This window comes from Rhizobium sp. BT-226 (assembly GCF_025847085.2).
Lineage (GTDB): Bacteria > Pseudomonadota > Alphaproteobacteria > Rhizobiales > Rhizobiaceae > Rhizobium > Rhizobium sophorae.
The window spans coordinates 833466-858420 of sequence record NZ_JAOYTI010000001.1 but is presented as its reverse complement, the minus strand read 5'-3'; the positions used below and the strand labels follow the sequence as shown (position 1 = coordinate 858420).

General features: G+C 60.8%; 29 protein-coding genes. 18 read left to right on the top strand and 11 right to left on the bottom strand.

What is annotated here, in order from left to right:
* Positions 1–103: 103 nt before the first annotated feature.
* Positions 104–493, top strand: a complete 390-nt coding sequence (locus OIU37_RS04410) for a diacylglycerol kinase (RefSeq protein ID WP_264255998.1) — start codon at positions 104–106, stop codon at positions 491–493.
* A gap of 104 nt (positions 494–597) precedes the next feature.
* Here OIU37_RS04410 and OIU37_RS04405 read toward each other — a convergent pair whose 3' ends face one another.
* Complete coding sequence (locus tag OIU37_RS04405; RefSeq protein WP_180695442.1) at positions 598–2133, bottom strand: HAMP domain-containing sensor histidine kinase; 1536 nt, start codon at positions 2131–2133, stop codon at positions 598–600.
* Between the two features lie 106 nt (positions 2134–2239).
* Between OIU37_RS04405 and OIU37_RS04400 the strand changes: the two genes are divergently transcribed.
* From OIU37_RS04400 to OIU37_RS04380, 5 genes are all read left to right on the top strand, one after another.
* The gene (locus OIU37_RS04400) at positions 2240–2797 is read left to right on the top strand and encodes a thermonuclease family protein (protein WP_264255995.1); all 558 of its coding nucleotides are present in this window, start codon (positions 2240–2242) and stop codon (positions 2795–2797) included.
* A gap of 4 nt (positions 2798–2801) precedes the next feature.
* Entirely contained in the window at positions 2802–3434 is a 633-nt protein-coding gene (locus OIU37_RS04395; protein WP_264255993.1) for a uracil-DNA glycosylase family protein, read from the top strand.
* 69 nt (positions 3435–3503) lie between these two features.
* Positions 3504–3992 (top strand): Lrp/AsnC family transcriptional regulator, encoded by a 489-nt coding sequence (locus OIU37_RS04390; protein WP_003540387.1) that lies wholly within the window; start codon positions 3504–3506, stop codon positions 3990–3992.
* A gap of 715 nt (positions 3993–4707) precedes the next feature.
* Positions 4708–5736 (top strand): porin, encoded by a 1029-nt coding sequence (locus tag OIU37_RS04385; protein WP_171602750.1) that lies wholly within the window; start codon positions 4708–4710, stop codon positions 5734–5736.
* 432 nt (positions 5737–6168) lie between these two features.
* The gene (locus tag OIU37_RS04380; protein WP_180694909.1) at positions 6169–7065 is read left to right on the top strand and encodes a LysR substrate-binding domain-containing protein; all 897 of its coding nucleotides are present in this window, start codon (positions 6169–6171) and stop codon (positions 7063–7065) included.
* 27 nt (positions 7066–7092) lie between these two features.
* Here OIU37_RS04380 and OIU37_RS04375 read toward each other — a convergent pair whose 3' ends face one another.
* A complete protein-coding gene (locus tag OIU37_RS04375; RefSeq protein ID WP_264255932.1) occupies positions 7093–7776 on the bottom strand; it encodes a DNA alkylation repair protein in 684 nt (227 codons plus the stop codon).
* Entirely contained in the window at positions 7773–8642 is an 870-nt protein-coding gene (locus OIU37_RS04370) for an NAD(P)-dependent oxidoreductase (protein WP_182210083.1), read from the bottom strand. Before OIU37_RS04370 ends, OIU37_RS04375 begins: the two co-directional genes overlap by 4 nt.
* Positions 8643–8908: 266 nt before the next feature.
* On the opposite strand from OIU37_RS04370, the gene OIU37_RS04365 reads away from it, so the two are divergent.
* The 10 genes from OIU37_RS04365 (at position 8909) to OIU37_RS04320 (ending at position 15990) form a co-directional block, all read left to right on the top strand.
* Positions 8909–9277, top strand: a complete 369-nt coding sequence (locus tag OIU37_RS04365) for a hypothetical protein (protein ID WP_182210082.1) — start codon at positions 8909–8911, stop codon at positions 9275–9277.
* Positions 9278–9475: 198 nt separating this feature from the next.
* Positions 9476–10441 carry an aliphatic sulfonate ABC transporter substrate-binding protein gene (locus OIU37_RS04360; protein ID WP_240603106.1) on the top strand — a complete coding sequence of 322 codons (966 nt, stop codon included), beginning with the start codon at positions 9476–9478 and terminating at the stop codon, positions 10439–10441.
* A 369-nt stretch (positions 10442–10810) separates the two neighbouring features.
* Complete coding sequence (gene ssuD / locus OIU37_RS04355; protein WP_171602745.1) at positions 10811–11986, top strand: FMNH2-dependent alkanesulfonate monooxygenase; 1176 nt, start codon at positions 10811–10813, stop codon at positions 11984–11986.
* A 78-nt stretch (positions 11987–12064) separates the two neighbouring features.
* A complete protein-coding gene (ssuC, locus tag OIU37_RS04350; RefSeq protein WP_240603107.1) occupies positions 12065–12901 on the top strand; it encodes an aliphatic sulfonate ABC transporter permease SsuC in 837 nt (278 codons plus the stop codon).
* Positions 12902–12911: 10 nt separating this feature from the next.
* Entirely contained in the window at positions 12912–13739 is an 828-nt protein-coding gene (locus OIU37_RS04345; RefSeq protein WP_240603108.1) for an ATP-binding cassette domain-containing protein, read from the top strand.
* Between the two features lie 246 nt (positions 13740–13985).
* Positions 13986–14309: a helix-turn-helix transcriptional regulator gene (locus tag OIU37_RS04340; protein WP_171602742.1), complete on the top strand. Its 324-nt coding sequence runs from the start codon at positions 13986–13988 to the stop codon at positions 14307–14309.
* Positions 14306–14716 (top strand): SRPBCC domain-containing protein, encoded by a 411-nt coding sequence (locus tag OIU37_RS04335; protein ID WP_180694916.1) that lies wholly within the window; start codon positions 14306–14308, stop codon positions 14714–14716. Before OIU37_RS04340 ends, OIU37_RS04335 begins: the two co-directional genes overlap by 4 nt.
* Positions 14717–14773: 57 nt before the next feature.
* Complete coding sequence (locus tag OIU37_RS04330) at positions 14774–14995, top strand: hypothetical protein (protein ID WP_171602740.1); 222 nt, start codon at positions 14774–14776, stop codon at positions 14993–14995.
* 11 nt (positions 14996–15006) lie between these two features.
* Entirely contained in the window at positions 15007–15477 is a 471-nt protein-coding gene (locus OIU37_RS04325; protein ID WP_180694917.1) for a DUF1801 domain-containing protein, read from the top strand.
* 45 nt (positions 15478–15522) lie between these two features.
* The gene (locus OIU37_RS04320) at positions 15523–15990 is read left to right on the top strand and encodes a DUF1801 domain-containing protein (protein WP_264255927.1); all 468 of its coding nucleotides are present in this window, start codon (positions 15523–15525) and stop codon (positions 15988–15990) included.
* 77 nt (positions 15991–16067) lie between these two features.
* On the opposite strand, the gene OIU37_RS04315 is transcribed toward OIU37_RS04320, so the two are convergent.
* The 4 genes from OIU37_RS04315 to OIU37_RS04300 form a co-directional block, all read right to left on the bottom strand.
* On the bottom strand, positions 16068–16544 hold the full coding sequence (locus tag OIU37_RS04315; protein ID WP_180694919.1) for an SRPBCC family protein: 477 nt from the start codon (positions 16542–16544) through the stop codon (positions 16068–16070).
* On the bottom strand, positions 16541–16882 hold the full coding sequence (locus OIU37_RS04310; RefSeq protein ID WP_171602736.1) for a helix-turn-helix transcriptional regulator: 342 nt from the start codon (positions 16880–16882) through the stop codon (positions 16541–16543). Before OIU37_RS04310 ends, OIU37_RS04315 begins: the two co-directional genes overlap by 4 nt.
* Positions 16879–17565, bottom strand: a complete 687-nt coding sequence (locus tag OIU37_RS04305; protein WP_264255926.1) for a glutathione S-transferase family protein — start codon at positions 17563–17565, stop codon at positions 16879–16881. The genes OIU37_RS04310 and OIU37_RS04305 overlap by 4 nt, the downstream gene beginning before the upstream one ends.
* Positions 17566–17667: 102 nt before the next feature.
* Positions 17668–18486 (bottom strand): class I SAM-dependent methyltransferase, encoded by an 819-nt coding sequence (locus OIU37_RS04300; RefSeq protein ID WP_264255924.1) that lies wholly within the window; start codon positions 18484–18486, stop codon positions 17668–17670.
* A gap of 132 nt (positions 18487–18618) precedes the next feature.
* Here OIU37_RS04300 and OIU37_RS04295 point away from each other — a divergent pair, with 132 nt between their 5' ends.
* Entirely contained in the window at positions 18619–19344 is a 726-nt protein-coding gene (locus OIU37_RS04295) for a DUF2270 domain-containing protein (protein WP_171602733.1), read from the top strand.
* Positions 19345–19394: 50 nt separating this feature from the next.
* Here the strand turns inward: OIU37_RS04295 and OIU37_RS04290 are convergent, their stop codons facing one another.
* The 4 genes from OIU37_RS04290 to OIU37_RS04275 form a co-directional block, all read right to left on the bottom strand.
* Positions 19395–19661, bottom strand: a complete 267-nt coding sequence (locus tag OIU37_RS04290; RefSeq protein ID WP_018242327.1) for an usg protein — start codon at positions 19659–19661, stop codon at positions 19395–19397.
* 205 nt (positions 19662–19866) lie between these two features.
* Positions 19867–20697: an ABC transporter permease gene (locus OIU37_RS04285; RefSeq protein WP_171602732.1), complete on the bottom strand. Its 831-nt coding sequence runs from the start codon at positions 20695–20697 to the stop codon at positions 19867–19869.
* Positions 20694–21500 (bottom strand): ABC transporter permease, encoded by an 807-nt coding sequence (locus tag OIU37_RS04280; RefSeq protein ID WP_171602731.1) that lies wholly within the window; start codon positions 21498–21500, stop codon positions 20694–20696. The genes OIU37_RS04285 and OIU37_RS04280 overlap by 4 nt, the downstream gene beginning before the upstream one ends.
* A gap of 113 nt (positions 21501–21613) precedes the next feature.
* Positions 21614–22387, bottom strand: coding sequence for a transporter substrate-binding domain-containing protein (locus tag OIU37_RS04275; protein ID WP_171602730.1), 774 nt, complete (start codon positions 22385–22387; stop codon positions 21614–21616).
* A 331-nt stretch (positions 22388–22718) separates the two neighbouring features.
* On the opposite strand from OIU37_RS04275, the gene OIU37_RS04270 reads away from it, so the two are divergent.
* Entirely contained in the window at positions 22719–24893 is a 2175-nt protein-coding gene (locus tag OIU37_RS04270; protein ID WP_264255913.1) for an OmpA family protein, read from the top strand.
* The last annotated feature ends 62 nt before the right edge of the window (positions 24894–24955 follow it).

Sequence of the window (24955 nt, the reverse complement as noted above, 5' to 3'; positions counted from 1 at the left end):
GCTTGCGCCGTTCAAATGGATTCGGTATTTGCGTATTCGCTCATCGAAGGGGACGGCAAAGCCCTTCCCGGTCTGTGATGCAACGGCAAGAGGAGAGGGCATCTTGACGAAGCCTGTGGTGACGAAAGAGACCGGAATTCGGCATTTCATCGCCGCCGCCAGCTATTCCTGGGCGGGCTTCCTGCGGGTGTTGAAAGAGGCGGCCTTCCGTCAGGAGCTCGGTTTCTTCGTCGTTTCGATCGCGGCACTAGCGCTCGTCGGTGCAAGTGCCGGCGAGATTGTCGTCGCGGTGCTCTTGTTTCTCGGGCTCTTTTCGATGGAGGCGATGAATACCGCCGTCGAAGAGGTGATCGATCGGATTTCGCCGGAGATTTCGATCGTCGGTAAACATGCCAAGGATCTCGGCTCCTTCGCGGTGACCTGCATGATCGCCGCCTGCTGCCTCTATCTCGGCTTCGTCCTAGCCAAGCACCTGTTCTTTGGATCCGGATGATTTCACGCTGGATCGGCCTGAAGTCATCCGGATCCAAGTCAAAAATTGGAGCATGATGTCGCCCGACAACCGCTCACACTTTTCGGCATCATGCTTTCGCTGAATCAGGCAAAACTCTTGCGCTTGCGCGCGACGGCCTGCGCTTCCTCGACTGCCGGCAGGCTCTGGAGCACGCGCTTGGCGGGCAGGATGGCGATGACCTCGGTGCCCTCGCGCAGCTTCGATTTCAGCAGGAACTGACCGTCATGCTTGGCAAGGATCGCCTGGACGATCGGCAGGCCGAGGCCGGTACCCTGTTCGGCGCTCTTGATGGCGATCGAGCCCTGGCCGAAAGCCGACAGAACGACCGGAATCTCTTCTTCCGGAATGCCGGGGCCGTTGTCCTTGATCGAGATGTATTGTCCACCGCCGGCCGTCCAGCCGACCTTGACGTGGATTTCGCCGCCCTGCGGCGTGAACTTGACGGCATTGGAGAGAAGGTTGAGCACCACCTGGCGCATCGACTTTTCATCGGCCCAGATGGCCGGAAGCTGCCGCTCGAATTGGTCCGAAATGGCAATGTTCTTGGCGCGTGCGCGCAGCTGGACCATGCCGATGCAATCTTCGGTGATATCGAGAAGCGAGATCGCCTCCTCGCTCAGCTCGTACTTTCCGGCCTCGATGCGGGAGAGGTCGAGGATCTCGTTGATGAGATCGAGCAGATGCTGGCCGGAGCGGTGGATGTCGCCGGCATATTCCTTGTAGGTCGGATTGGCGAGCGGCCCCATGACTTCGGCCGTCATCACCTCGGAAAAGCCGAGGATGGCGTTGAGCGGGGTCCTGAGCTCGTGCGACATGGAGGCAAGGAAGCGCGACTTGGCGAGATTTGCCTCTTCGGCGCGGCGGCGAGCCTCGTCCGACATCGATTTCGCCACCTCCAGCTCAGCGATCAGGTCGTCCTTCTCCGATTGGTAGGAAAGGATCCTGAGGTTCGACTTGAAGAGCCGGTCGCTGATATAATTGAAGAAGACGAGGGTGGTGGTGAAGAGCCCCGTCAGGCTGATTTCGAGGAGGTCGCGCGACAGGCCGCTCTTGGCGGCAAGCGCCAGGACCGCCGGCGAGAAGGCGGCGAGCACGGCGGGCGTCAGCATGAAGTTCGACATCGCCGTGACGGAGAGCGCGATCAGCAGCGTGGCGCCCTTATAAAGAATGAAGCTCGATGGCTCGCAGGTGTCGCACCCCTGCAGCGCGAAGACGGCCCAGCAGCAGCCGAGCAGGAACTGGCCGAGAAGCAGCAGGCGGCGCCATTTGCGGGCGCTCTCGGAGGTGATCTCCTGCCGGCGCGCGCGCCTTGCAAGCAGGATATTGCCGGCGTGACAGGTGAGTGTCAGCAGCGCCCAGAAGAGCAATTGCGTGTTCTGGGTGAAGTAGACGCCAAGCGCGGTGATGATGACGACGAAGAGCGGCATGATCGTTGCGCCCTGCAGCACCGACGCCACATACATGTTGAGCACGTCACGATCGAAGGAGGAATTGGACGCATGACCGGACTGAAGACGTTCGCGTGTCTGCCGCACGGCCTTGGAAACGGCCTTGTTGCGGTGGCTGCGCGACCTGTCGACGATGATCTTGTCGGTCGATGTGCTTACGCCGGTACTCATGTGCACGTTGAAACTTCATCCCAGGGTGGATAAGAGCTTAACCGGCAATTCTTAAGAAGATGTTTGCCATCTTTGCCAAGGATTTGTTTTTTAAGGAGGCAAAAGCGTGACACGGGGCCTGCGCCTGATTCGCGACGGCGTGACTGCTTTTGCCCTGCTGGCGCTCGTGGCGCTGATCACCGCCAAGCTCAACGATGCAGCAAAAATCGAGCATGCAGGCGCCTTCCATGCTGCCGACGGCGACAGCTTGGCATTGGGAGACGAGCGTTTGCGCCTCGACGGCATCGATGCGCCGGAGCTCAACCAGAGCTGCGAGCGGGCGGGGAAAGCCTGGGCCTGCGGGCGGGCGGCGCGTGCGGCGCTGCAGGAGATGGTGCTGGTATCGGGAACGCTTTGTCAGGGCAGCCGGCGCGACCGCTACGAAAGGCTGCTCGTCGTCTGCCGGAGCGGGGCAGGCGGCGACATCAATGCCGCCATGGTGGGCCGGGGCATGGCCATCTCTTATGGCGATTATGGCAAGGAGGAGGCCGAGGCCAAGGCTCAGAAGGCGGGTCTCTGGGCCGGGACTTTCGAACGGCCGCGCGATGTGCGCGATCATGCGCGCCAGACTTCCGTTTTCGACGGCGCCCTGCGCTTCATCGGGCAGATCGTCGGATGGGAGTAAAGCCATGAGCGACGAAGCCATGCTGGAGACGCTGCGGCAGGAGATCGCCTCCTGTCGCATCTGTCGAGACGCACCGGCGAAAGGCCTCGAATACCGGCTGCCGCACGAGCCGCGGCCGGTGGCGGTGATCTCATCGAGCGCGCGCATCCTGATTGCCGGGCAGGCGCCCGGGCTTCGGGTGCATGAGAGCGGCCTGCCGTTCGACGATGCATCGGGAGACCGGCTGCGGTCATGGCTCGGCGTTGACAGGGCAAGCTTCTACGACCGGGACCGCTTCGCCATCGTGCCGATGGGCTTCTGCTTTCCTGGCTACGACGACAAGGGTGCGGATCTGCCGCCGCGGCGCGAATGCGCGCCGTTCTGGCGGCAAAGAGTGATTTCGGCCATGCCGCAGATCGAACTGGTGCTGGTCATCGGTCAATATGCGCAGGCCTGGCATATGGTTGACGAAAGGCGGGACAATATGACCGAGACGGTGCGAGCGTGGCGCGACAGTCTTCTGTCCGGCCGATCGCCGGCGGTGCTACCGCTTCCGCATCCGAGCTGGCGCAACAGCGGCTGGCTGAAGCGCAATCCCTGGTTCGAGCAAGAATTGCTCCCGGTCTTGCAGGATCGGACAAAAATGCTGCTTTCCTGAAACAAAATTCTTTTCGTTGCGCGGAATCGAGTTATACAAAGAAAATAATTCGAAAGGACTGTTGTGCGCATGGATCGCCTCGACCGAAAAATACTGCGTCTTCTGCAAGAAGATTCGACGCTTGCCGTTGCCGATCTCGCCAAGAAAGTGGGGCTTTCGACGACGCCGTGCTGGCGGCGAATCCAGAAAATGGAAGAAGACGGCGTCATCAAGCGCCGAGTCGCCATCCTCGATCCGGAGAAGGTCAACACCAAGGTCACCGTCTTCGTGTCGATTCGCACTGCCACCCATTCGATTGAGTGGTTGCGCCGCTTTTCCGAGGTGGTCGCCGAATTCCCCGAAGTGGTTGAATTCTACCGGATGAGTGGCGATGTCGATTATCTCCTGCGAGTCGTCGTGCCCGATATTGCCGCCTATGACGCTTTTTATAAGCGGATGATCGCCAAGATCGAGATTCGCGACGTTTCCTCCGCCTTTGCGATGGAGCAGATCAAGTATTCGACGCAACTGCCGCTCGACTACATGATTCTCGACAATGCCAAATCCAACGAGGATTGAGTCCAGCGTGCGGCGATGACCGCACGCAATCTTGCAAAATCCAACGAGGACTGGGACCAGGCGTCAGTCTGACCGGCGATATGCCCGTTGGAGGCGAGATGTGATACCCTGGCCGCGCGCGGAAATGCCGGTTCGGCAAAGACCGGGTTTTGGCATATCCGGCGGCGATTACAAAAAAGCCTCAAAAATAGCGAAAAGACGCTCAAATCGGCCCCAAATTCCTGGAAAAGTGAATAGCCTGGTAAGGATTCCGGGGATACGGTCGATGTAGCCAATGGCGATATGTCATAATATTGTCTCATTGGTATCGAATTCAGAACATCATGTTCTAGACCGTCACCTTGTTTGTGCTTGTTAGCCGGCGGTAGAATTTATGCGCTTCACCAGTATGTTCGACGGGGGTTGGACGGTGGAGAATTTAACAATGGGGGTATAGCGTTTGCGGCTTGCGATGGAGGATTTCCGTCGCGGAGCCTTTTGGTGCTTCTTTCATATAAGTATTTGAAATTGTTGTATAAAAATCACGTTGCCGGTGAAAGTGTCTCAAGGGACCCATCCGGCGAGTATCGTGAATTGCTTGATAGGGCCTCGTATGTGATGACGGTTTGGCGGTTCGATCGATCCGCACGCCGAGATGGCTGTTCAAACTGGGCCGGCTTCAAATCGACTCCCCGATCTGAAGCCAGCTCCGATCGACAAAGGAATGGATTGGTAAATGAACATCAGAATGGTTTTGCTTGCATCAGCAGCAGCATTTGCAGCATCGACGCCGGTTCTTGCAGCTGACGCTATCGTTGCTGCCGAGCCGGAACCGGTTGAATATGTTCGCGTCTGCGACGCTTACGGCACCGGCTACTTCTACATCCCGGGCACCGAAACCTGCCTCAAGATCGAAGGCTACATCCGTTTCCAGGTCAACGTTGGCGACCAGCCAGGTGGTGACAACGATTCTGATTGGGATGCAGTAACTCGCGGTCAGGTTCAGTTCACGGCCAAGAGCGACACCGAGTATGGTCCGCTGACCGGCGTCATCGTCATGCAGTTCAATGCTGACAACGCCACCGATCAGGATGCCATTCTCGACTCCGCTTACCTCGACGTCGCCGGCTTCCGCGCCGGTCTGTTCTACAGCTGGTGGGACGATGGTCTCTCCGGTGAAACCGACGACATCGGTTCGGTCGTAACGCTGCACAACTCCCTCCGCTATCAGTATGAAAGCGGCACCTTCTACGCTGGCCTCAGCGTCGATGAACTGGAAGACGGCGTTTACAAGCTCGGCGAAGAAGCCAACAACGTTGGCGTTGCCTTCGGCGTTGGCGGCACTGCCGGTGCGTTCAGCTACCAGATCACCGGTGGCTATGACGTCGACAACGAAGACGGCGCTATCCGTGCAATGGGTACGGTTGACATCGGTCCCGGTACGCTCGGCCTCGCCGGCGTGTACTCCACCGGCCCGAACTCCTACTACTCCGCAGCTGAATGGGCTGTTGCTGCTGAATACGCTATCAAGGCAACCGACAAGCTCAAGATCACCCCGGCCGTCCAGTACTACGGCAACTACTTCGGCGGCGGCACTGTCGTTCCGGATGACTTCGACGGTCTCGGCGATGCCTGGAAGGTCGGTCTGACGGTTGATTACCAGATCGTCGACAACTTCTACGCCAAGGCTACCGTATCGTATCTCGATCCGGATGATGGTGACGACTCCACTTCGGGCTTCTTCCGCCTGCAGCGTTCGTTCTAATCCACTTGGTGGATGCTCCCGGTCTTCGGATCGGGGGCACTTCAATCAGTTTCTGATCCGAGTGACCTCCGATCAGCTACGGGGACGGGTCCGGTCTTCCCTGCCGGGCCGTCCTTGCAGTGTTTCTGGTGTACCGTCTTCAAGGCCGTCGATCACGATGGCTTTTGGCGAGCCGATCACATGTCGGCTTCCTGCCAGCCTTGTTTCTTGAGGTACCCCGTTTTCAATTTTTTCAACGTGCTGGATCGACCGGTAGAATTGTCGTGCGGGCGGCTGGTTGTCCGTTGTCCTATTCGGTGTCGGCTGGTTTTGCCGCAACAAGTCGCGAAAAGAAAATCCAATGCCGACAATGTGATCACAGCTTTTTAGGAGAGAGGATACAACCCTTGCTGGGGGGCGGCATTCATTCCTACTCTCGGATAGCTTGTTCTTATGGACGATCTCAACGACTACTATTATTTCGCCGCTGTCGTCTCCAGCGGCGGTTTCGCTTCTGCAAGTCGCGATCTCAAAATACCGCGTTCGAAACTCAGCAGGCGGGTCAGCCGGCTTGAGGAAGGGCTTGGCGCAAGGCTCATAGAGCGCTCGACCCGACACTTCCGGGTGACTGAAATCGGACAGGCTTTCTACGAAAGATGCCAGACCATCCTGCAGGAGGCCGATCGTGCCAAATCGATCGTCAGCGAGGCTCAGTCCGACCCGCAAGGTGTGGTGCGGATGGGCTGCCCGCTCGGCCTCGTCGACATCTCGGTCGGGGAGATCCTGCCCGAATTCCTGGAACGTTATCCGAAGATCAAGCTGCAGATCATCGGCTCCGACCGGCGCGCCGATCTCATCAACGAACGGATCGACCTCGAGGTGAGGGCGACCAACGAGCCGGAGACGCAGACGAGCCTGACGATGCGCAAGCTCGACCGCATCAGGCGTATCCTGGTCGCAAGTCCGTCGCTCATCGAGCGTACCGGCAACTTGAATTGCGTGGACGAACTCGCCGACCTGCCGACGCTGGCGATGACGTCATGGGTGTCGTACCACACCTGGGAACTGGTCGGTCCAAATGACGCCAAGCAGGTGATTCGGCATCAGCCGCGGCTCACCTGCCGCAGTATGACCGCCATCCTCGACGCAGCCCGTGCCGGCCTCGGCTTCGGGCTTCTGCTCGAAAGTGCCTGCGAGGCCGATCTCCAGGCCGGCAAGCTGGTGCGGGTGCTGCCGGACTGGCAGTCGGAGGAGAGCCAGTTCTACATCGTCTTCACGACGGCCAAGGGCATGCCGCCGGCGGTGCGGGTCCTGATCGATTTCCTGGTCGAAAAGTCCAGGCAGCATTGATTTAGTTATTCGAGCCGGCATCCCGCCTTATCTCAACCGTGCCAATAGCTTTTCGCCGGCCAGTTCCCTGGCGGCATCCTTGCCGATCCAGCGGGCTGTTTTATCGGAGCTTTCCGCGAGGATCTTTGCGAGTGCCAGTGCCGGCGCATGGCAGGCGAGATTGCGCTTGCCGATGCTGCGCAGCGCCCAGTTGACCGCCTTGCGCACGAAATTTCGCGGGTCGCCGGCATGGGCCTCGATCAGCGGCATCCATGTGAGGAGAGTGGCGTCGGACTCCTTTTTCCGATGGACGGCGGCACCGGCAATCATGGCGAAGGCGGTGCGCCTGATAAATTCACGGTCGTCGGCGGCGAAATCCCAGATGAGCTCGTCCAGCCGGGCTTCAACGAAGAGATCGGCGGCGCAATCGACGATCTCCCAGGAGTTGAAATCATTTGCCCAATTTCGGGCTTCTTCCATCGTCAACCGCTTCGGCTCGGCTGTGTAGAGGGCAAGCAGGCGGGCTTCGCGGATATGGCTTCGCCAGAGCTGCATTGCCCTGACATGATCCTTCTTCGCCAGTCTGGCGACCGCCTTGATATCGGGATTGGAGATACCGAGGGCGCGATCGGTGACGATGCCGAAGCGCGCCATGCCGGCAACATTCTCCTCCGAACGCAGCGTTTCGAGATGCGCGATCAATTCGGCCGCCTCGGAGGAGGGGCCGATCATTTCTCGAGGCGGGCGAGCAGCGAGGATGTGTCCCAGCGATTGCCGCCCATTGCCTGCACGTCGCCATAGAACTGGTCGACGACGGCGGTGACCGGCAGCTTGGCGCCATTGCGGCGGGCTTCGGTGAGCACGATGCCTAGATCCTTGCGCATCCAGTCGACCGCGAAGCCGAAATCATATTTGCCGGCGTTCATGGTCTTATGGCGGTTTTCCATCTGCCAGGAACCGGCCGCACCCTTGGAAATCACCTCGACGACCTTTTCGATATCGAGGCCGGCGCGCTTGCCGAAATGCAGCGCTTCGGCAAGTCCCTGGACGAGGCCGGCGATGCAGATCTGGTTGACCATCTTGGTCAGCTGGCCCGAGCCCGCCGGTCCCATCAGGCCAACCATGCGGGCATAGGCGTCGATGACAGGCCTGGCGCGTTCGAAGACGGCCTCGTCGCCGCCGCACATGACGGTCAGGGCACCGTTTTCGGCGCCGGCCTGGCCGCCGGAGACGGGAGCGTCAATGAAATCGACACCTCTTTCCTTGGCCGCGGCATAAAGTTCGCGGGCGACCTCAGCGCTGGCGGTGGTGTTGTCGATCAACACCGAACCCGGCTTCATGGCGTGCAGGGCGCCGTTCTCACCCGATGTCACCGAGCGGAGATCTTCGTCATTGCCGACGCAGACGAAGACGAAATCGGCGCCGGCCGCGGCCTCGGCCGGGGTGGGGGCAGATTTTCCGGAGAATTTCTCGGCCCAGGCGGCGGCCTTTTCGGCGGTACGGTTGTAGACGGTAACATCGTGGCCGCCCTTCGTCTTCAGATGGCCAGCCATGGGGAAACCCATGACGCCGAGACCGATGAACGCGACTTTAGCCATATGTCCTATCCTTTTCCTCAAGTGCAGGTCCGAGGATTAACCGAAACGGCGGGAGCAGAAAAGCCCGTGAAGGCGGACTTCCTTCCGATTGACGCATATGAGGCTGGCGGCCTTTCGGACGAGCCCTAAAGCGCGTCGCGATCTTTCAGATACGCTTGCCACGCGTTAGGTCTTTACTTTTCCGCATGTCTTTATCGCAAAACCGCTGCACACTTTTGCGAGACATGCTCTAGATTGGAGGGAAGGCATTATGTTCCGGGGGTGACATGAGCGAAATTCCGACGATCAAGCCGCGGCGCAAAGGCCGCAGCGGAATGCAGGCGATGCTCATTCCGTCGCAAGAGATGGTCGCAGAGCAGATACGATCGGCACCGGAAGGCATTCTCACCGACGGCGGCGTCCTCCGCCGCCGTCTCGCTGCCCAATACGGAGCGGACGCCTGTTGCCCGGTGACCGTGCAGCGGCATCTGCGCGCGATCGCTGAGCAGTCCTTCGGCGCGCTGGAAAAGGGCGAGCCGGTTTCGACGGTCACGCCCTATTGGCGCATGGTCGATCCTGCAAGCCTGCTTGCGAAGCGTCTTGCCGGCGGCCCCACCTTCATCCGGGAGCGGCTGGCCGCCGAAGGTCGGGAGTGAGCCCGGTTAGGGAAGCATAAGCCGCGCGCGAAAAAAATTTCGCTTGAGGGCGATTTTCGGGCCGCAAAATTTCAGCAAAGGCGGAAACTTGCAAATAAAATTGTCGATATAAATTATAGATTTCATCATCATGGCCTTCATCACTGACAGGGTCGACCAGCCGAAAACAGGCCCGGCACCATCAAAAAGGGGAAAGTCATGATTTCACGTCGACAAACGCTCGGGCTTTTCGCAGCAGCCGCGGCCACGGCAATCCTGCCGGCTGTCAGGCCGGCACGCGCTGCCGCCAGCGAATTCCGCATTGGTTGGCAAAAGAACGGCGTGCTGGCGCTCGCCAAGCGTCGCAGCGCACTTGAAAAGCGGCTTGCCGATCGCGGCATTACCGTCAGTTGGTCGGAATTCACCTCCGGCCCACCGCTTCTTGAAGCATTGGGCGCCGGCGCTCTCGATTTCGGCGCGACCGGCGATGTGCCGCCGCTGTTTGCCCAGGCGGCCGGCGGGCAGCTCTATTATGTCGGTCTCTACAAGGGCAGCCCGGCAGCCTCGGCCATCGTCGTGCGCAAGGATTCGCCCATCAAGACGCTTGAAGACCTCAAGGGTAAGAAGGTCGCCTTCAAGCGCGGCTCCAGCGCCCACAACGTAACTGTCAAGGTTCTGCGTAGGGCGGGCCTGAAGCCCGACGATGTCGAGCAGGTCGACCTTTCGCCGCCGGATGCCGCCGCCGCCTTCAAGAACGGCAGTATCGACGCCTGGTCGATCTGGGATCCTTATCTGGCGATTGCCGAAGCCGATCCGGAGACGCGTATCCTGACGACCGCCGAAGGCATTGTCGACTCCTATAGTTTCTTCCTCGCCAACCGTGATTTCACCGAAGCGAACGGGCAGGTGATCGTCGACGTGATCGATGAGCTTGCCAAGGTCGGCAAGTCGGCACAAAGCAATCTCGACGCGACGGTGAAGGAGCTTTCCGAAATCACCGGTGTGCCGGCTGAGGTGACGCGCGCGACATTGACGCGCAAGGGCGCCGATCTCGGCAGCGTCTCGACCATCACCGATGCCGCTGCCGCCTATCAGCAGGCGCTCGCCGACGAGTTCCACGGGCTCGGCATCCTGCCGAAGAAGCTTACGACAGGCGATATCGTCTGGCGTCCTAAGGCGAGCTGATTTTTCGCCCGGGGCGAAGTTTTTCGCGGGGCGGCATGAAGAGGGCCTCCATGTCGCCGATCCGGAAAAATATTCTCCAAAATGGACTACAATAGCAAATTGATATTGTCGATCTAATTAGTGGTCTATGTCACTATTCTCGCGATCCGTGGGTGGATGCCGGGAACGTATCCACCCGATCGACAGGAATATTTCAGATGCTCACGCACAGACAGCCACCCGGCCTTCTCCGCCACCACCGCGATCCTCCCGAGCATCCGCGCGGTGGCGGCGCTGCGCAGGCAGACGGTTTGCGCGTGTTGTCGCTGGCCAGGGGCCATCTTGACCACGTGAGTTGATTTTCGAATTCGCAGCAAAGGACCGTCTTCCATGACCGCCACCTCAAATCCCATCAATTTCCTCTGGTTCATCCCGACATCGGGCGACGGCACCTATCTCGGCTCCTCCGATCTCAACCGCGCGCCCGAGATCGGCTATCTCACGCAGATCGCCCAGGCCGTCGACCGGCTCGGCTATTCCGGCGTGCTGCTGCCGACCGGAGTTGCTTGCGAAGAATCCTTCGTGACGGCAGCAGCCCTTGCCGCCAAGACCGAGAAGCTGCAGTTCCTGGTGGCAATCCGTCCCGGCACGGCATCGCCTGCCTATTACGCGCGTCTTGCGACGACGCTCGACCGCATCTCCAACGGCCGCCTGCTGCTCAACATCGTCGTCGGCGGTAGCCCGGCGGAGCTTGCCGGCGATGGCATCCATCTCGAACATGACGAGCGCTACGCCCATGCCGAGGAGTTCTTCACCGTCTTCGAGGAACTGCTGGAAAAGGGAACGGCAAGTTTCGACGGCAAATACATCAAGGCGACCAATGCGCGCCTCGGCTTCCCCTCGGTGCAGAACCCGCGCCCACCGCTCTATTTCGGCGGGTCGTCGGATGCGGGTATCGATTTCTCCGTCGGCCGTGTCGACAAGTATCTGACCTGGGGCGAGCCGCCGGCGCAGGTGGCCGAAAAGGTCGCCAAGGTGCGCAAGGCTGCCGGCGAGCGCGGCCGTGAGGTGAGCTTCGGCATTCGTCTGCACTTCATTGTGCGCGAAACCGATGATGAAGCATGGGAGGCGGCCGAGCGACTGATCCGCCATCTCGACGACGATACGATCCGCGAGGCGCAGGAGCGCTTCGTCCACGAGTCCGACTCGGTCGGCCAGAAGCGCATGGCCGCCCTTCACGGCGGCCGGCGCGACAAGCTCGAAGTCTCGCCGAACCTCTGGGCCGGCGTCGGCCTGGTGCGCGCCGGCGCGGGCACGGCGCTGGTCGGCTCGCCGAAGACGGTGGCCGCGCGCCTTCGCGAGTATCAGGAGATCGGCATCGATACGGTGATCGGCTCCGGCTATCCGCATCTCGAAGAGGCCTATCGCGTCGCCGAGCTGCTTTTCCCTGAACTCGGCATCACCCGCGAGCAGCAGCGCCTGGGCTTCAACAATGAGTTCGGCCGCAAGCAGGTCTTCGCAGGCGGCAGCCATGGCGGCAATCTGAAAGTCGTTTCCGGCTCCTGAGATCGAACAGAGCGTGACACCGTCGCAAGCCGCTTACGGCTTGCGCCATCCTGCTTTCGATAGACGCGAGGACAAAGCATGTCGACTTTCGATACTCCGTTCGTACGATCGGTCGCTTCCGAAAAGGCCGGGAAGGCGGGTCTGCGCCTGCCGCTGCCCGGCCTGGAGAAGCTGACGCCTTACCTGGTGCCGGTGGCGATCGTGGCGTTCTGGCAGCTTGCCTCCTCTGTCGGCTGGATCTCGTCGCGCATCATGCCGTCGCCGGCCGATGTCGGCCTCGCCTTCTGGTCGACGACGGTTTCCGGCCAGTTGCCGAATGACGTGCTGGTGAGCGCCGGCCGCGCCTTTACCGGTCTTCTCGTCGGCGGCTCGATCGGCTTCCTGCTCGGCATCGCCAATGGGGTATCGCGCATTTCCGAGCAGCTGACGGATACGACGCTGCAGATGCTGCGCACCATTCCGCATCTGGCGATGATCCCGCTCGTCATCCTGTGGTTCGGGATCGGCGAGGAATCGAAGCTGTTTCTGACCTCGCTCGGCGTGCTCTTCCCGGTTTATCTCAACACCTATCACGGGGTGCGCAATGTCGATCGCGATCTGATCGAGATGGGCAAGGTCTATGGCATGGGCAACTGGACGCTTTTCCGCAAGGTGATCTTTCCAGGTGCGCTGCCGTCGATCTTCGTCGGCTTGAGATATGCGCTCGGCATCATGTGGCTGACGCTGATCGTATCGGAATCGATTGCTGCATCGTCTGGTATCGGCCATATGGCCAACAATGCCCGCGAATTCATGATGACTGACGTCGTCGTGCTCGCCCTCGTCATTTATGCCGTGCTCGGCAAGCTTGCCGATGTCATCGCCCGGGTTCTGGAGAGGCGGCTGCTTGCCTGGAACCCGGTCTATCAGAAGTAGGAGAGACGCGATGACATCGATCGCACATGAGCGTTTTCACGCCGTCGCCGAAGAGCCAGCTTATGCGCGCGAAAACGCGCCGGCAGTGGGCCGTAGTGCGCCAGCGGCGATCAGCCTGACGGGGCTTGAGAAGAGTTTTGGGGCCAACCGCGTGCTGCGTGGCATCAACCTGCATATTCCGGCCGGCCAGTTCGTCGCCGTGATCGGCAAGAGCGGCTGCGGCAAGAGCACGCTGCTGCGCATCCTGATGGGCCTCGACGAGCCGAGTGCCGGCGAGCTGCATTTCGAAGATGCCGACGGGGCGCAGGCGAGCCCGAACACGCGCATCGTCTTTCAGGAGCCGCGGCTGCTACCCTGGCTTAGTGTCGCCGATAATGTGGTGGTCGGGCTCGGCGATGGCATCGACAGTCGGGCGGCGGCAAAGGCGGCCGATGCCGTACTTGCCGAAGTCCAGCTTGGCGAAAAGACCAGGGAATGGCCGGCGCGGCTTTCTGGCGGGCAGCGGCAGCGCGTGGCGTTGGCGCGGGCGCTGGTCAGCCGGCCCGGCGTGCTGGCGCTCGACGAACCGCTCGGCGCACTCGATGCGCTGACGCGGATCAGCATGCAGGAACTCATCAACCGTGTCTGGCGCGAACTCGGCTTCACCGCCGTGCTCGTCACCCATGATGTCAGCGAGGCGGTGCATCTCGCCGACCGGGTCATCGTGCTCGACGAGGGGCGGATCGCACTCGATCTTCCCATTCCCTATCCGCATCCGCGCCGGCACGGCAACCCCGACCTTGCCGAGCTCGAAGGCCGGCTGCTCGCCGCGATCCTCGGCACCGACGGCGGTCATTGATCCCAGCGCTATTCGCGAAGTTGTATGATCTCGGCATAGGCGAGGCCTGTCGACGCGAGCATGCGACCGATGGCGAAAATGTATAGGCGTCTGGGTATGAGAAATAACCTGTCTCTGCCGAGGCGTGCTGCCACATGCGCGTAACTCGGCAACAACAGCTCCCCCAAGCCGTTTCACGTCTAGCTTGACTCACTCATACCTCTATGGCTATACGTTAACTCATAGCTATCGGGGTATGGATCATAGATGTCGAACGCTCAGGACATGCTCTTCAGAACGCTCGCCGATCCGACCCGCAGGGCGCTTTTCGAGCGGCTGTGCCGTGAAGGAGAGAAGACGGTCGGAGCTCTCACGGCGCGGGCGGGGGTCTCGCAACCGGTCGTTTCAAAACATCTCGGAATCCTGAAGCAGGCCGGATTGGTGCGCGACCGCCATGAAGGTCGCCAGACGCATTATAGCGCGCAGCTCGGTGCGCTGGCGCCGCTGGTCGACTGGACAAGCGAGATGGCGGGCTTCTGGCAAAATCGGTTCGATCAGCTGGAGGATCTATTGAAAAGGATGGACCAATGACCGAAATTTCAAACGAAACCCGTTCCGTCATCGTCGAACGAGAGATCCCTTTTCCGCCGGAAAAGATCTGGCGCGCGCTCACCCAACCGCATCTGATCGCGGACTGGCTGATGAAGAACGACTTCGTGCCGGTCGTGGATCACCGTTTCAAGCTGAGCGCGGATTGGGGCTCCGTCGACTGCCAGGTCCTGGAAGTCGAGCCGAACAAAACCCTGTCTTACACCTGGGCTGCCTATGATCTCGAAAGTGTCGTCACCTGGACTCTCACGCCCATGGGCGCGGGCACGCACCTGCGCATGGAGCAGTCGGGCTTCCGGCCGGATCAGCGGCAGGCTTACGGAGGCGCCAAAAGCGGTTGGCAGCAGTTTTTCGCAAAGCTGGAGCAGGTGCTGACGCGCATAGAGTGAGACCGCTGCCAAAACGGATCACGCCATCCGCTTCGCTTGTTTTCGCAGGAGGTTCCCTTGACTTGGAATAACTGGCTTCGGCAGATCCACCGTTGGCTGTCCATTGCCTTTACGCTGGCCGTCATAATTAATATCATCGCGATGGTGCAGGAGAAATCGTCCGTCTGGGTGGGCTTCATGGCGCTGCTGCCGCTGACCTTGCTGCTGCTCACCGGTCTCTACTTGTTTGCGCTGCCATATGCCGCCAAGTGGCACGGCGCGGGACGCAGCGGAGGGTAGGAGTGAAGGCAATGTCCGGGAAGACATCCAAGACCGCAGCAAAGGTCACGAAGAAGACAACCGCCAAGCCTGGTGCCGCGGAGCCGGTCCTTCTCTCCGGTGGCAACCCTCAGATCGCCAAGGGTTACGGCGACGCTCCCGTGCAAGCCTACATCGCCGCTATGCCCGGCTGGAAAAGCGACGTCGGGCGCCGTCTCGACGCGCTCATCACGCGTGCGGTGCCCGGAGTGTATAAGGCCGTGAAATGGAATTCGCCCCTCTATGGCATGGAAGGGCAGGGCTGGTTTCTCGGTGTTCATTGCTTCGCGAAATATATCAAGGTCGCTTTCTTCCGCGGCAGGTCACTCAGTCCCATCCCGCCCGGCGAGTCCAAACAAAAGGAAGTGCGCTACTTCCACATTCATGAGGAAGACCAACTCGACGAGGCTCAGCTCGCCGCCTGGGTGGAACAGGCAAGCCAATTGCCCGGCGAACGAATGTGAGCGGATGTTAGGCTATCAGCACTAAGAGACGGAGGAGCGATATCGATGAAGAAAGCCACGGCAACGCTGAAGAAGAGCGACTCCAGCGAAGAGAAGGACGGCGACTCTCCTTCTCGATTGATCGATGCGAGAATCGAGGAGTTGAGCGATTGGCGCGGCAAGACGCTCGCTCAAGTCCGAACTCTCATCAGGCAGGCAGAGCCCGACGTGGTCGAGGAATGGAAGTGGAGAGGCGTTCCCGTGTGGGAGCACGCCGGGATCATCTGCACTGGCGAGACTTATAAGAGCGTGGTGAAACTGACCTTCGCCAAGGGCGCCTCGCTGGAGGACCCTTCAGGCCTCTTCAACTCCAGTCTTGACGGCAATACCAGACGCGCCATCGATTTCCATGAGGGCGACGAGATTGACGAGCAGGCGTTGACAGCGCTCATTCGCGGCGCTGTCGCACTCAACACTTCAAAGCGGGCCGCCGCTCGTCCTGCCGGCTCGCGGAAGAAACCAAGCAGCGCTTGAGGCTTGGCTTATTTCGTCTGAAACTCGTCGCCTCAAACTGATTCATGCGAGGCGATTTGGTTTTGCGTGACATGCGATCAGTGGATCGGGCTTTCCTCGCGCTCGAGGAAGAGTTCCAGGTTGTCGAGGCCGATCTCGGTGCCCTGGAGGCGGGCGCCGTTGTCGGCGTAGCCGTCGAGGAAGACCACCTGTTCGGTGAAGACCATTTTCGTGCCGCCGGGTGCGGCTTCGAAGGCAACGGTGGCGAGCGACGCGGAGATGCGGCTTTCCCCAAGCTTCATCTCATAGGCATAGATGATGCGGGCATCGGGCACGATATCGATGTAATGGGCGTCATAGGCGTGCAGAAGGCCGTCAGTATCGGCGACGTAGTTCCTTTCCGCGCCGCCGGGGCGGAAATCGAGCCCGTAGTCCAGCGGCACCCACTCGCCATGGCACGCGAACCATTGCCGTTTGGATTCCGGTGTTGACCAGGCGCGGAAGGCGCGGGCGACTGGCGCCTTCAGGTGGCGTTCGATGACGAGAGTGGTGTGTTCGGCAGATCGTGTCGTCATTCGGGAAGAGTCTCCGTTTCATTGGCGAGAAAGTGGTCCAGCCTGTCGAAGGTGGTCGTCCATTGGATCTTCCGCTGTTCCACCCAGCGCTCGACGGCGGCAAGCGCGTCCTGCTGCAAGCGGTAAGTTCGCACCCGGCCGGATTTTTCGGAGAGCACGAGGCCGCTTTCCTCCAGCACCTGCAGATGTTTCATCACCGTCGGCAGCGCAACCGCGAGCGGCGCGGCCAGTTCGGTGACGGAGGCCGGGCCGCGGCCGAGGCGATCGATCATGCCGCGGCGGCTGCGATCGGAAAGCGCATGGAACATACGGTCGAGATCCGCCTGGCTTTCGATCATCCCGCGGTATCCCGGAAGCGGGCTGGCAGCCTTTCTTTGTAGGGGTAGAACTTGAAGTAGGGGCGGGCCTCTTCCAGAACCCTTGCAAAGGACGGGCGCTCCAGCAACCGATCATAGTAGGCGCGAAGGTTCGGCTGTTCCTGAGTGAAGGGAATCAGCGTCTCAGCATAGAAGAGCGCAGGGGCTGCGGCGCAATCGGCCATGGTGAGGCCGGCGCCCGATATCCATTGCTTGCCGGCGAGCTGCTTTTCGATCATCGCATAGGCGCTGGCGAGCGTCGCCTTGGCGGCGGCCACCTCGATTTCATCCGCCGCGCCCTCGGGCCGCCGGCGATTGCTGACGAGCGTCTGCATCGGCGCCTGGACATAGTGGTCGAAGAAGCGGTCCCAGAGGCGGACTTGCAGCGCCCGGTCGATCTCCAGCGGCAGAAGGCGAACGGGGCCGGGATAATATTGCTCGAGATATTCGATGATGATCGATGTCTCGGGAATGGTGCTATCGCGCGCCTCGTCCCGCAGCAGCGGCATCTTGCCTATCGGCCAGAAGCGAAAGAGATCGGCGCGCGAGCTTTCGTCGGAAAGATCGACGATGCGATTCTCGAAGGGAGTGCCGTTTTCATAAAGCGCGATCAGCACTTTGTGGCAGAAGGAGGCGAGCGGATGCCCATAGAGCACGAGCGACATGCGGCAACCTTTCCTATCGTTGCGATAAACTTTACCGATCGACTAACTATCAGGTCGCGACGCACCAGGCAATAGATACTTCGCCAATCGTGCAAGTATCCGTCAGCCGATATAGCGGGCGATGACAAGATGGCCGGGTGTCGGCTGCCCGTCTTCCATGCGCACGTTGATATCCGATATTTCGACGAGTTCGAAACCGGTGGCCGTCAGGCGTTCTCTGACATAGGCGTCGGCATGAGCGAAGCGCTGGTGCGGGCCGACCATGTAGGCGCGGCCGGCGAGGATTTCCTCGGGCAGGGTTTCCGAGGAGAAGATGAACAGGCCGCCCGGCGTCAGGTTCTCGGCGGCGCCGAAGAACAGCGGTTCGAGCGCGCCGAGATAGGGCAGCACGTCGGTGGCGGCGATGATGTCGAAGGCCTCCTCGTCGTTGTCGTCGAGGAAATCCTCGACCTCGGCGACGAAGAGCGTCTCGTAGAGATCCTTCTCATGGGCGATCTCGACCATCTTCTCCGATATGTCGATGCCGGTCATATCAGCGCAGAGGTCGCGCAGTGCGCCGCCGGTGAGACCCGTGCCGCAGCCCAGATCAAGCAGCCGCTTGAACGGTCCGAGGTTTAGCGCCTGCAGGCGTTGGCGCACCAGCATCGGCACGTGATAGCCGAGCTGCTCGACGAGCACGTCCTCGAAAACCTCGGCATGCTGGTCGAACAAGGTCTCGACATAGGCATCGGGCGCCTTGACCGGCGTTTCGCCGCGGCCCATCGCGGCAATGCGCACGGCCGCACCGCCGTGATCGTCGGGATCGAGTGCTAGGACTTCCTCATAGGCTGCAACGGCCGCATCGACATCGCCGGCCTTTTCCAGCGCCAGAGCCCGGTTATAGGCCTCGCCAAGGGCTTCTTCGTCGATCTTCTTTGCCATCGCAGTCCATCGTCCTTTGTTTCAGGCCGTCCTTTTGTTTCAGGCATGCGTCTAAGGCTGCTTTCGATGTTTTGCAATGGCGTACTTGCGGGCGCAGAATGGCCGAAAAGAAGACGAAGGGAGGAACGAGCCATGAAAATGGAGGAAGACAGGACGTCATCGGTACGGGAAGGAGAGGGCGCGCGGCCATTGCTACTGCCAAGTACACCAGGCGAGGTCACCAACACGCTCATTCATTATTACCGCGGCGAACTCGGACGGATGACGAGTTGGCGCGACCGCATCGACCGGACGTCGAACTGGGCGATCACCGTCGTCGCAGCACTGCTCTCGGTGTCGCTGTCGACGCCGACCTCGCATCACGGAGTGCTGCTGTTCGGGATGATGCTGGTGACGCTGCTGCTGATGATCGAAGCGCGGCGCTACCGTTTCTTCGATATTTACCGCGCCCGCATTCGCCAGATCGAGCGCTGCTATTTCGCGCAGATTCTCGCGCCGGAGGTCGGGACTGGTGGCGAATGGGCGATGGTGGTCGCCCGCAGCCTGCGCAAACCGCGCTTCCTGCTCAGCTATCAGGAGGCGATGCACCGCCGGCTCAAACGCAACTACGGCTGGATGTATTTCATTCTGTTGCTCGCCTGGTGCCTGAAGATCTCGACGCCGAAACTGCAGACGGAGGGCATGCCGGCGCTGCAGGCGCAGTCATGGGCCTATGTCATCGACAATGCCGTGCTCGGGCCGGTTCCCGGCCTTGCGGTCATCGCCATTGTCGTCGCCTTCTATCTCGGCATGCTCGGTTTCGCGCTTCGCCCGGATCGCGACGAAGGCGAATTCGGCCATGGCGAGGCGCATGTCTGACCATGCCGCCCGAACCGCTCACACTTTTCGGCATCCTGCTGCAGAGCCGATCAGTGCAGGATGAACTCGCCCTTCAGCGCCCGCCACTCGGTTGCCGAGATCAGCTTGCGGTGGATGTAGCGCACCGAATGCAGCGGCCCGTCGAGCTTCTCTTCCCAGAATTTCAGGAAGCCGCGCATTTCGGGAAAATCGGGGGCGAGGTCGTAGTCCTGCCAGACATAGGTCTGCAGGATCGCCGGGTGGTCCGGCAGATGGTAGAGGATCTGGGCGGTCGTCAGACCGTAGCCCTGCAATTGTTTTTCCATGTCCTTGTGCATCGCATTCCACTTCTTCTTGTTCCCACTCGCGCGCTTATTAGCGCTACGTGATATGGAAACATGCGAGTGGTTAATGAAAACTTTACAGATACTTCATAAAAGGACAATTTATTTTTTATATCAATGAGTTGGCAGCATCACGCCGGGAGTGCTGCCAAGTCTGCTTTGTGTCATGCATGCCGTTATCCCAAAACTGTGACACGCATCAGCGCTTGAGATGCCGGGTCAGGCGGCGTTCGATCCAGGCCCAGAGATGGCGTAGAGCCTCAACGATGGCGAGATAGAAGATCGCCGCCCAGAGATAGGTCTGGTAGTCGAAGGTGCGGGAGAAGGCGTAGCGGGTTTCGCCCATCAGGTCGAGCACGGTGATGATGGCGACGACCGCCGAGCCCTTGATCAGCAGGATGATCTCGTTGCCATAAGGGCGAAGCGCGACGATGAGAGCCTGTGGCAGGATGATTTTGCGGAAAGCGATGAACTTGTGGATACCGAGTGCGGCGGCCGCCTCGTGCTGGCCATGCGACACGCTTTCGATCGCGCCGCGCAGGATTTCAGCCTGGTAGGCTGCGGTATTGATGGTCATGGCAAAGAGGCCGCAATACCAGGCATCGCGGAAGAACCACCAGATGCCGACGGCCTCAAGCTGCGGCCGGAATATGCCGAGGCCGTAATAGACCAGGAACAGCTGGGCAAGCAGCGGTGTGCCGCGGAAGAAGTAGATGTAACTGTAGGCCAGCGCATTCAGCACCCGGTTCCTTGACATGCGCGCCACGGCAAGCGGCAGCGACAGCATGGCGCCGCAGATGACGGAAATGAAAACGAGGCTCAGCGTTATCCACAGACCATGGAGGTAACGCGGCCCGTAACGGGCGAATTTTTCTGGATCCCAGCCGTTGACGACGGAATAGACAAGGAGCGCCGCGAGCAGAGCCCAGACGGCGACGAAGATATAGCCGGCCATGCGCGCCGGCGTCATCGGCTTCGTCACTTCGCGGGGTGCGGGCTGCGGCGGGATCAGCGTTTCGGCGTAGCTCATCGGCGGATCTCCGAACGCTTGGCCCAACGCTCGACATAGACGAGCAGAAAGGAAGAGAGGATGGCGAGCACCAGATAGAGGCAACAGGCCAGACCATAGAAGAAGAAGGGTTCCTTGGTCACACGCACGGCGACACTCGTCTGGCGGAGGATATCGGCAAGGCTGATGATCGAGACGTAGGAGGTGTCCTTCAGCAACACCATCCAGAGGTTCGTCAGGCCTGGCAGCGCGATGCGCACGAGCTGCGGCAGGATGATCAGGCGTAGCGTGCGGCCGCTATGCAGCCCGAGCGCGTCGCCTGCCTCGTATTGCCCCTTGGGAATGGCGCGGAAGGCCGAGAGCAGCACCTCCGAACAGTAGGCGGAGAAGACGACCGAGAGCGCGATGACGCCGGCGAGAAAGGCGTTGATCTCGACCGGTGGTCCGTCATAACCGACGAAGGTCAGCAGAGACTGGATCAGCATCTGCATGCCGTAATAGATGATGAAGAGCGTCAGAAGCTCCGGCAGGCCGCGAAAGATCGTGGTGTAGATGCCGGCCGCCAGCCGCAGCGGCTTTTCCTCCGACTGCTGGCCGAGCGCCACCAGGAAGCCGATGGCGAGGCCGATCGGCAGGGTGACGATCGCCACCGAAACGGTGACCTGCAGGCCAAGCGCGATCTCGTCGCCCCAGCCGGTATCGCCACAGGCAAGAATCGTCGACGGACCTAACCAAGTGAAGATGCCAACGGGTCCGCATAGCGGATCGAAAATATGCACAATCCAGCTCCAGAAGGAGCCTAGCGCGGAATATAATCCGCCCATGCGAGAATTCCCCTCACGGCTTTTGCCGTTTTGATCTTGCCATCTTTGTCAAACAAAAATGGCGGAAGAGCAAGCCTTCCGCCACTATCTTCATCGGCCAGATAGCGAATTTCTTATTCGCCGTAAACGTCGAAGTCGAAGTACTTGTCCTGGATCTTCTTGTATTCACCGTTGGCGCGGATCGCGGCGATCGCCGTGTTCAGCTTTTCCCTGAGCGGGTCACCCTTGCGGATAGCAATTCCGGCGCCGTTGCCATTGATTTCCTTGTCGACCGGCAGGGTCGTCAGGATCTTGCAGCAGGCGCCGGCGTCGGACTTGACCCATTCGGAGAGAACGACGACGTCGTCGATGACGGCGTCGACACGGCCGCTGGCAACGTCGAGCTTGTATTCGTCAGCGGTCGGATAGAGCTTGAGCTCTGTGTCGGCGAGATGCTTCTCGGCATAGTTGGCGTGCGTCGTGGAGGTCTGCGCGCCGATCACCTTGCCCTTGAGGCCGGCGACGTCTGATATCGTCGAATCCTTCGGCACGGCGATTGCCGGCGGGGTGTTGTAGTACTTGTTGGAGAAGTCGACGAGCTTTAGGCGCTCCGGTGTGATCGACATGGAGGAGACGATCATGTCGAACTTCTTGGCGTTCAGCGCCGGGATGATGCCGTCCCAGTCGGTGCTGACGAAGGAGCATTCGGCCTTCATCTCAGCGCAGAGCGCCTTGGTGATATCGATGTCGAAGCCCTGGATCGTGCCGCTGGCATCGACGAATTCGAAGGGCGGATAGGTCGAATCGGTGCCGATCACATACTTCTCGCCATCGGCCATGGCCGAGCCGGCAAAAAGGGACATCGCCGCGATCGAGGCTGCCGCGAAAATACGGGTGGAATTAAGCATGAGGATCCTCTCTGTTGGTAGCCGTCGCTCCTTTTTCTGTTGGGCTGACGGCTGCAGTTCAACGGTGCTGAGACCGCCTTGCGGCGATAATCAGACTTTTTTTCATGGAATTGCAACACAAATCCCATCGCAATTGTGCGGTGCAAATAACAGGCGAGATGAACGCCGGCAGACTGCAACATTCACGCGAGGTTAATCCCCGACTTCCTAGAACCGGAACAAATCGGCGGCTCGGCGATTGCCATTCCGCCGTTTCGCCTCAATGCGACGCTAGGGGCGGAACCAGGGCCTAGCGGCCTTCAAGAAGCTCAAACAGGATCGAGGAAACCCGATGGGCATGAAATCAAGATTGTTCGCGAGCGCGGCTTTTCCGCTGCTTTCTCTGTCGCTGGCGCTGCAGCCGGCATCGGCGATGGCAGCCGTACGCGACGTCGCGACGCAGGCATCGGCCGTGCGGCAGGCTGAGCAGGGCAGCTTCGAGGTGGCGCAGGATGCGCCTTCCGAGGAGGAACTGCTGAAGAAGAAGCGCAAGCAGCAGGAGGAAGCTCCGGCCGAAAAGGCGCCTGCCGCCGAGCAGCCGGCGCAGCAGGAAGCGCCTGCCGAAAAGCCGAAGGCCGAGCGGAAGGAAGCGCCTGAACCCAAGGCAGAGCCGGAAGCGCCGAAGGCGGAGGCACCTGCGGAGCAGCCTGAAAGCAAGCCCGAGCGGAAAGCCAAACAGCAGGCCCAGCCCGAGGCAAAGCCGGAGGCCGCGCCGCAGCAGGAAGAGCAGCCGGTAACGCAGGAAAAGCCGAAGAAGCCGAGGAAGCAGGAGACGCAGCAGGCCGAGCCGGAGGCTCAGCCGCAGCCCGAACAGCAGCCGGCAGCAAAGGAAGCTCAGCCGGAAACGGAACAGGCACAACCTGAAGCCAAGCCGGAAGGCGGCAAGCGGGAGAAAGGGCAGGATAAGGCCCAAGGCAAAGATAAAGGCAAGGGCAAGGCTGAGACTGCCGCTCCCGAGGCGGTGACACCGACCGAAGAACAGGCCAAGCCCGAAGCCAAACCAGAGGTGAAACCCGCAGCCGAAGCGCCTGCCGAGCAGAAGCCGACAAAGGGCGAGACTGCAGCACCTGCAGACAAGGTACCTGCAGACAAGGCACCTGCGGCTAAGACGACCGAAGACAAGGCGGCGGCACCGGAAGCCGAGCCCGCCGAGAAGCCGAAGGAGGGTACAGCAGCGAAGCCCGCCGGCGAGCAGCCGGCCGCGCCCGCAACTGATACCGCCCAGCCGCTGCCGGACGCCAGTGGCGGCCAGCAGGCGGAGCAGGCCATTCCGGCGCCGGAAAAGGTATCGCCCGAGGAGCTGGAGCGCCGCAAGAAGATCGCCGCAGATCCGGCCAAGAGCAACGAGACCGTCGTGCTGCCGGTGGAGAACGGTGCCGCTGTGCTCGACAGCGACAAGGATGCGGACCGCAGCAAGGGCCGGGAAGGCCGCCGCGATCGCGATAGGCAGCGCGCCGACAGCCAGGAGGTGAAGGTGCCGACCTCGGATGCCGATGCACAGGCTTCGAGCGGCGCCAAAGCGCCGGCGCCGGTCAAGCTCGAGGCGGTGACCCGCGAGAAGGGCAGGAAGCTCGATGAGCGGCCACGATTCGTCCGTCCCGACGGCGCGCGCTTCGACGACCGCGGCGACGACAGCCGTGTGATCATCCAGTACGACAACAGGACGATCGTGCGCGGCGACGACGACAGGCGCTTCCTGCGCGACGGCGAGCGGCCGAGTTATGAGGAGCTCTCAGGCGACCGCTACCGCGAGACGATCACGCGGCCGGAAGGCTACCGCATCGTGACGATCCGCAACCGTTACGGCGACATCATCCAGCGGTCGCGCGTCGACGCCCGCGGGCGCGAGGACGTGCTCTATTATTCGCAGGACCTCTATGACGATCCGGACCGCGACTATTTCGAGGATCCGGGCGCCGATCTGCCGCCGATGCGGCTGCGCGTGCCGCTCAGCGACTACATCATTGATACCCGCAGCGACCCGAACCGGGACTATTACGAGTTCCTGAGCGAGCCGCCGGTCGAGCCTGTGGAACGCGTCTATTCGCTGGACGAGGTGAAGTATTCGGCCCGTATCCGCGACAAGGTGCGCCGCATCGACCTCGACACGATCACCTTCGCGACCGGTAGCGCCGATATCCCGATGACCCAGGCGCGCACGCTGCGCAAGGTCGCCGACGCGATCAGCGAGGTGCTCAAGAAGGATCCGAGCGAGACCTTCCTGATCGAGGGGCATACCGATGCCGTCGGCTCAGACCAGAGCAACCTGCTCCTGTCCGACCAGCGGGCGGAATCGGTCGCCAATGTGCTCTCCGACGTTTACGGCATCGCGCCGGAGAACCTCGCGACGCAGGGTTATGGTGAGCAGTATCTGAAGGTCAACACGTCGGCCCCCGAGCAGGAAAACCGCCGCGTCACCATCCGCCGCGTCACGGCGCTGGTCCGCCCGGTCGCTGCCAACAGGTAATGATGTTGCCCCTCTCCATTCCCGGGGAGGGGCATTTCGCTCTTTTGCGCGACGCGCTTTAG

Bases quoted from the DNA above. Each gene is read 5' to 3' on its own strand.
- OIU37_RS04405 (WP_180695442.1), bottom strand. From the start codon at position 2,133: ATGAGTACCGGCGTAAGCACATCGACCGACAAGATCATCGTCGACAGG.
- OIU37_RS04395 (WP_264255993.1), top strand. From the start codon at position 2,802: ATGAGCGACGAAGCCATGCTGGAGACGCTGCGGCAGGAGATCGCCTCC.
- OIU37_RS04390 (WP_003540387.1), top strand. From the start codon at position 3,504: ATGGATCGCCTCGACCGAAAAATACTGCGTCTTCTGCAAGAAGATTCG.
- OIU37_RS04385 (WP_171602750.1), top strand. From the start codon at position 4,708: ATGAACATCAGAATGGTTTTGCTTGCATCAGCAGCAGCATTTGCAGCA.
- OIU37_RS04380 (WP_180694909.1), top strand. From the start codon at position 6,169: ATGGACGATCTCAACGACTACTATTATTTCGCCGCTGTCGTCTCCAGC.
- OIU37_RS04375 (WP_264255932.1), bottom strand. From the start codon at position 7,776: ATGATCGGCCCCTCCTCCGAGGCGGCCGAATTGATCGCGCATCTCGAA.
- OIU37_RS04370 (WP_182210083.1), bottom strand. From the start codon at position 8,642: ATGGCTAAAGTCGCGTTCATCGGTCTCGGCGTCATGGGTTTCCCCATG.
- OIU37_RS04365 (WP_182210082.1), top strand. From the start codon at position 8,909: ATGAGCGAAATTCCGACGATCAAGCCGCGGCGCAAAGGCCGCAGCGGA.
- OIU37_RS04360 (WP_240603106.1), top strand. From the start codon at position 9,476: ATGATTTCACGTCGACAAACGCTCGGGCTTTTCGCAGCAGCCGCGGCC.
- ssuD (WP_171602745.1), top strand. From the start codon at position 10,811: ATGACCGCCACCTCAAATCCCATCAATTTCCTCTGGTTCATCCCGACA.
- ssuC (WP_240603107.1), top strand. From the start codon at position 12,065: ATGTCGACTTTCGATACTCCGTTCGTACGATCGGTCGCTTCCGAAAAG.
- OIU37_RS04345 (WP_240603108.1), top strand. From the start codon at position 12,912: ATGACATCGATCGCACATGAGCGTTTTCACGCCGTCGCCGAAGAGCCA.
- OIU37_RS04340 (WP_171602742.1), top strand. From the start codon at position 13,986: ATGTCGAACGCTCAGGACATGCTCTTCAGAACGCTCGCCGATCCGACC.
- OIU37_RS04335 (WP_180694916.1), top strand. From the start codon at position 14,306: ATGACCGAAATTTCAAACGAAACCCGTTCCGTCATCGTCGAACGAGAG.
- OIU37_RS04325 (WP_180694917.1), top strand. From the start codon at position 15,007: ATGTCCGGGAAGACATCCAAGACCGCAGCAAAGGTCACGAAGAAGACA.
- OIU37_RS04320 (WP_264255927.1), top strand. From the start codon at position 15,523: ATGAAGAAAGCCACGGCAACGCTGAAGAAGAGCGACTCCAGCGAAGAG.
- OIU37_RS04315 (WP_180694919.1), bottom strand. From the start codon at position 16,544: ATGACGACACGATCTGCCGAACACACCACTCTCGTCATCGAACGCCAC.
- OIU37_RS04310 (WP_171602736.1), bottom strand. From the start codon at position 16,882: ATGATCGAAAGCCAGGCGGATCTCGACCGTATGTTCCATGCGCTTTCC.
- OIU37_RS04305 (WP_264255926.1), bottom strand. From the start codon at position 17,565: ATGTCGCTCGTGCTCTATGGGCATCCGCTCGCCTCCTTCTGCCACAAA.
- OIU37_RS04300 (WP_264255924.1), bottom strand. From the start codon at position 18,486: ATGGCAAAGAAGATCGACGAAGAAGCCCTTGGCGAGGCCTATAACCGG.
- OIU37_RS04295 (WP_171602733.1), top strand. From the start codon at position 18,619: ATGAAAATGGAGGAAGACAGGACGTCATCGGTACGGGAAGGAGAGGGC.
- OIU37_RS04290 (WP_018242327.1), bottom strand. From the start codon at position 19,661: ATGCACAAGGACATGGAAAAACAATTGCAGGGCTACGGTCTGACGACC.
- OIU37_RS04285 (WP_171602732.1), bottom strand. From the start codon at position 20,697: ATGAGCTACGCCGAAACGCTGATCCCGCCGCAGCCCGCACCCCGCGAA.
- OIU37_RS04280 (WP_171602731.1), bottom strand. From the start codon at position 21,500: ATGGGCGGATTATATTCCGCGCTAGGCTCCTTCTGGAGCTGGATTGTG.
- OIU37_RS04275 (WP_171602730.1), bottom strand. From the start codon at position 22,387: ATGCTTAATTCCACCCGTATTTTCGCGGCAGCCTCGATCGCGGCGATG.
- OIU37_RS04270 (WP_264255913.1), top strand. From the start codon at position 22,719: ATGGGCATGAAATCAAGATTGTTCGCGAGCGCGGCTTTTCCGCTGCTT.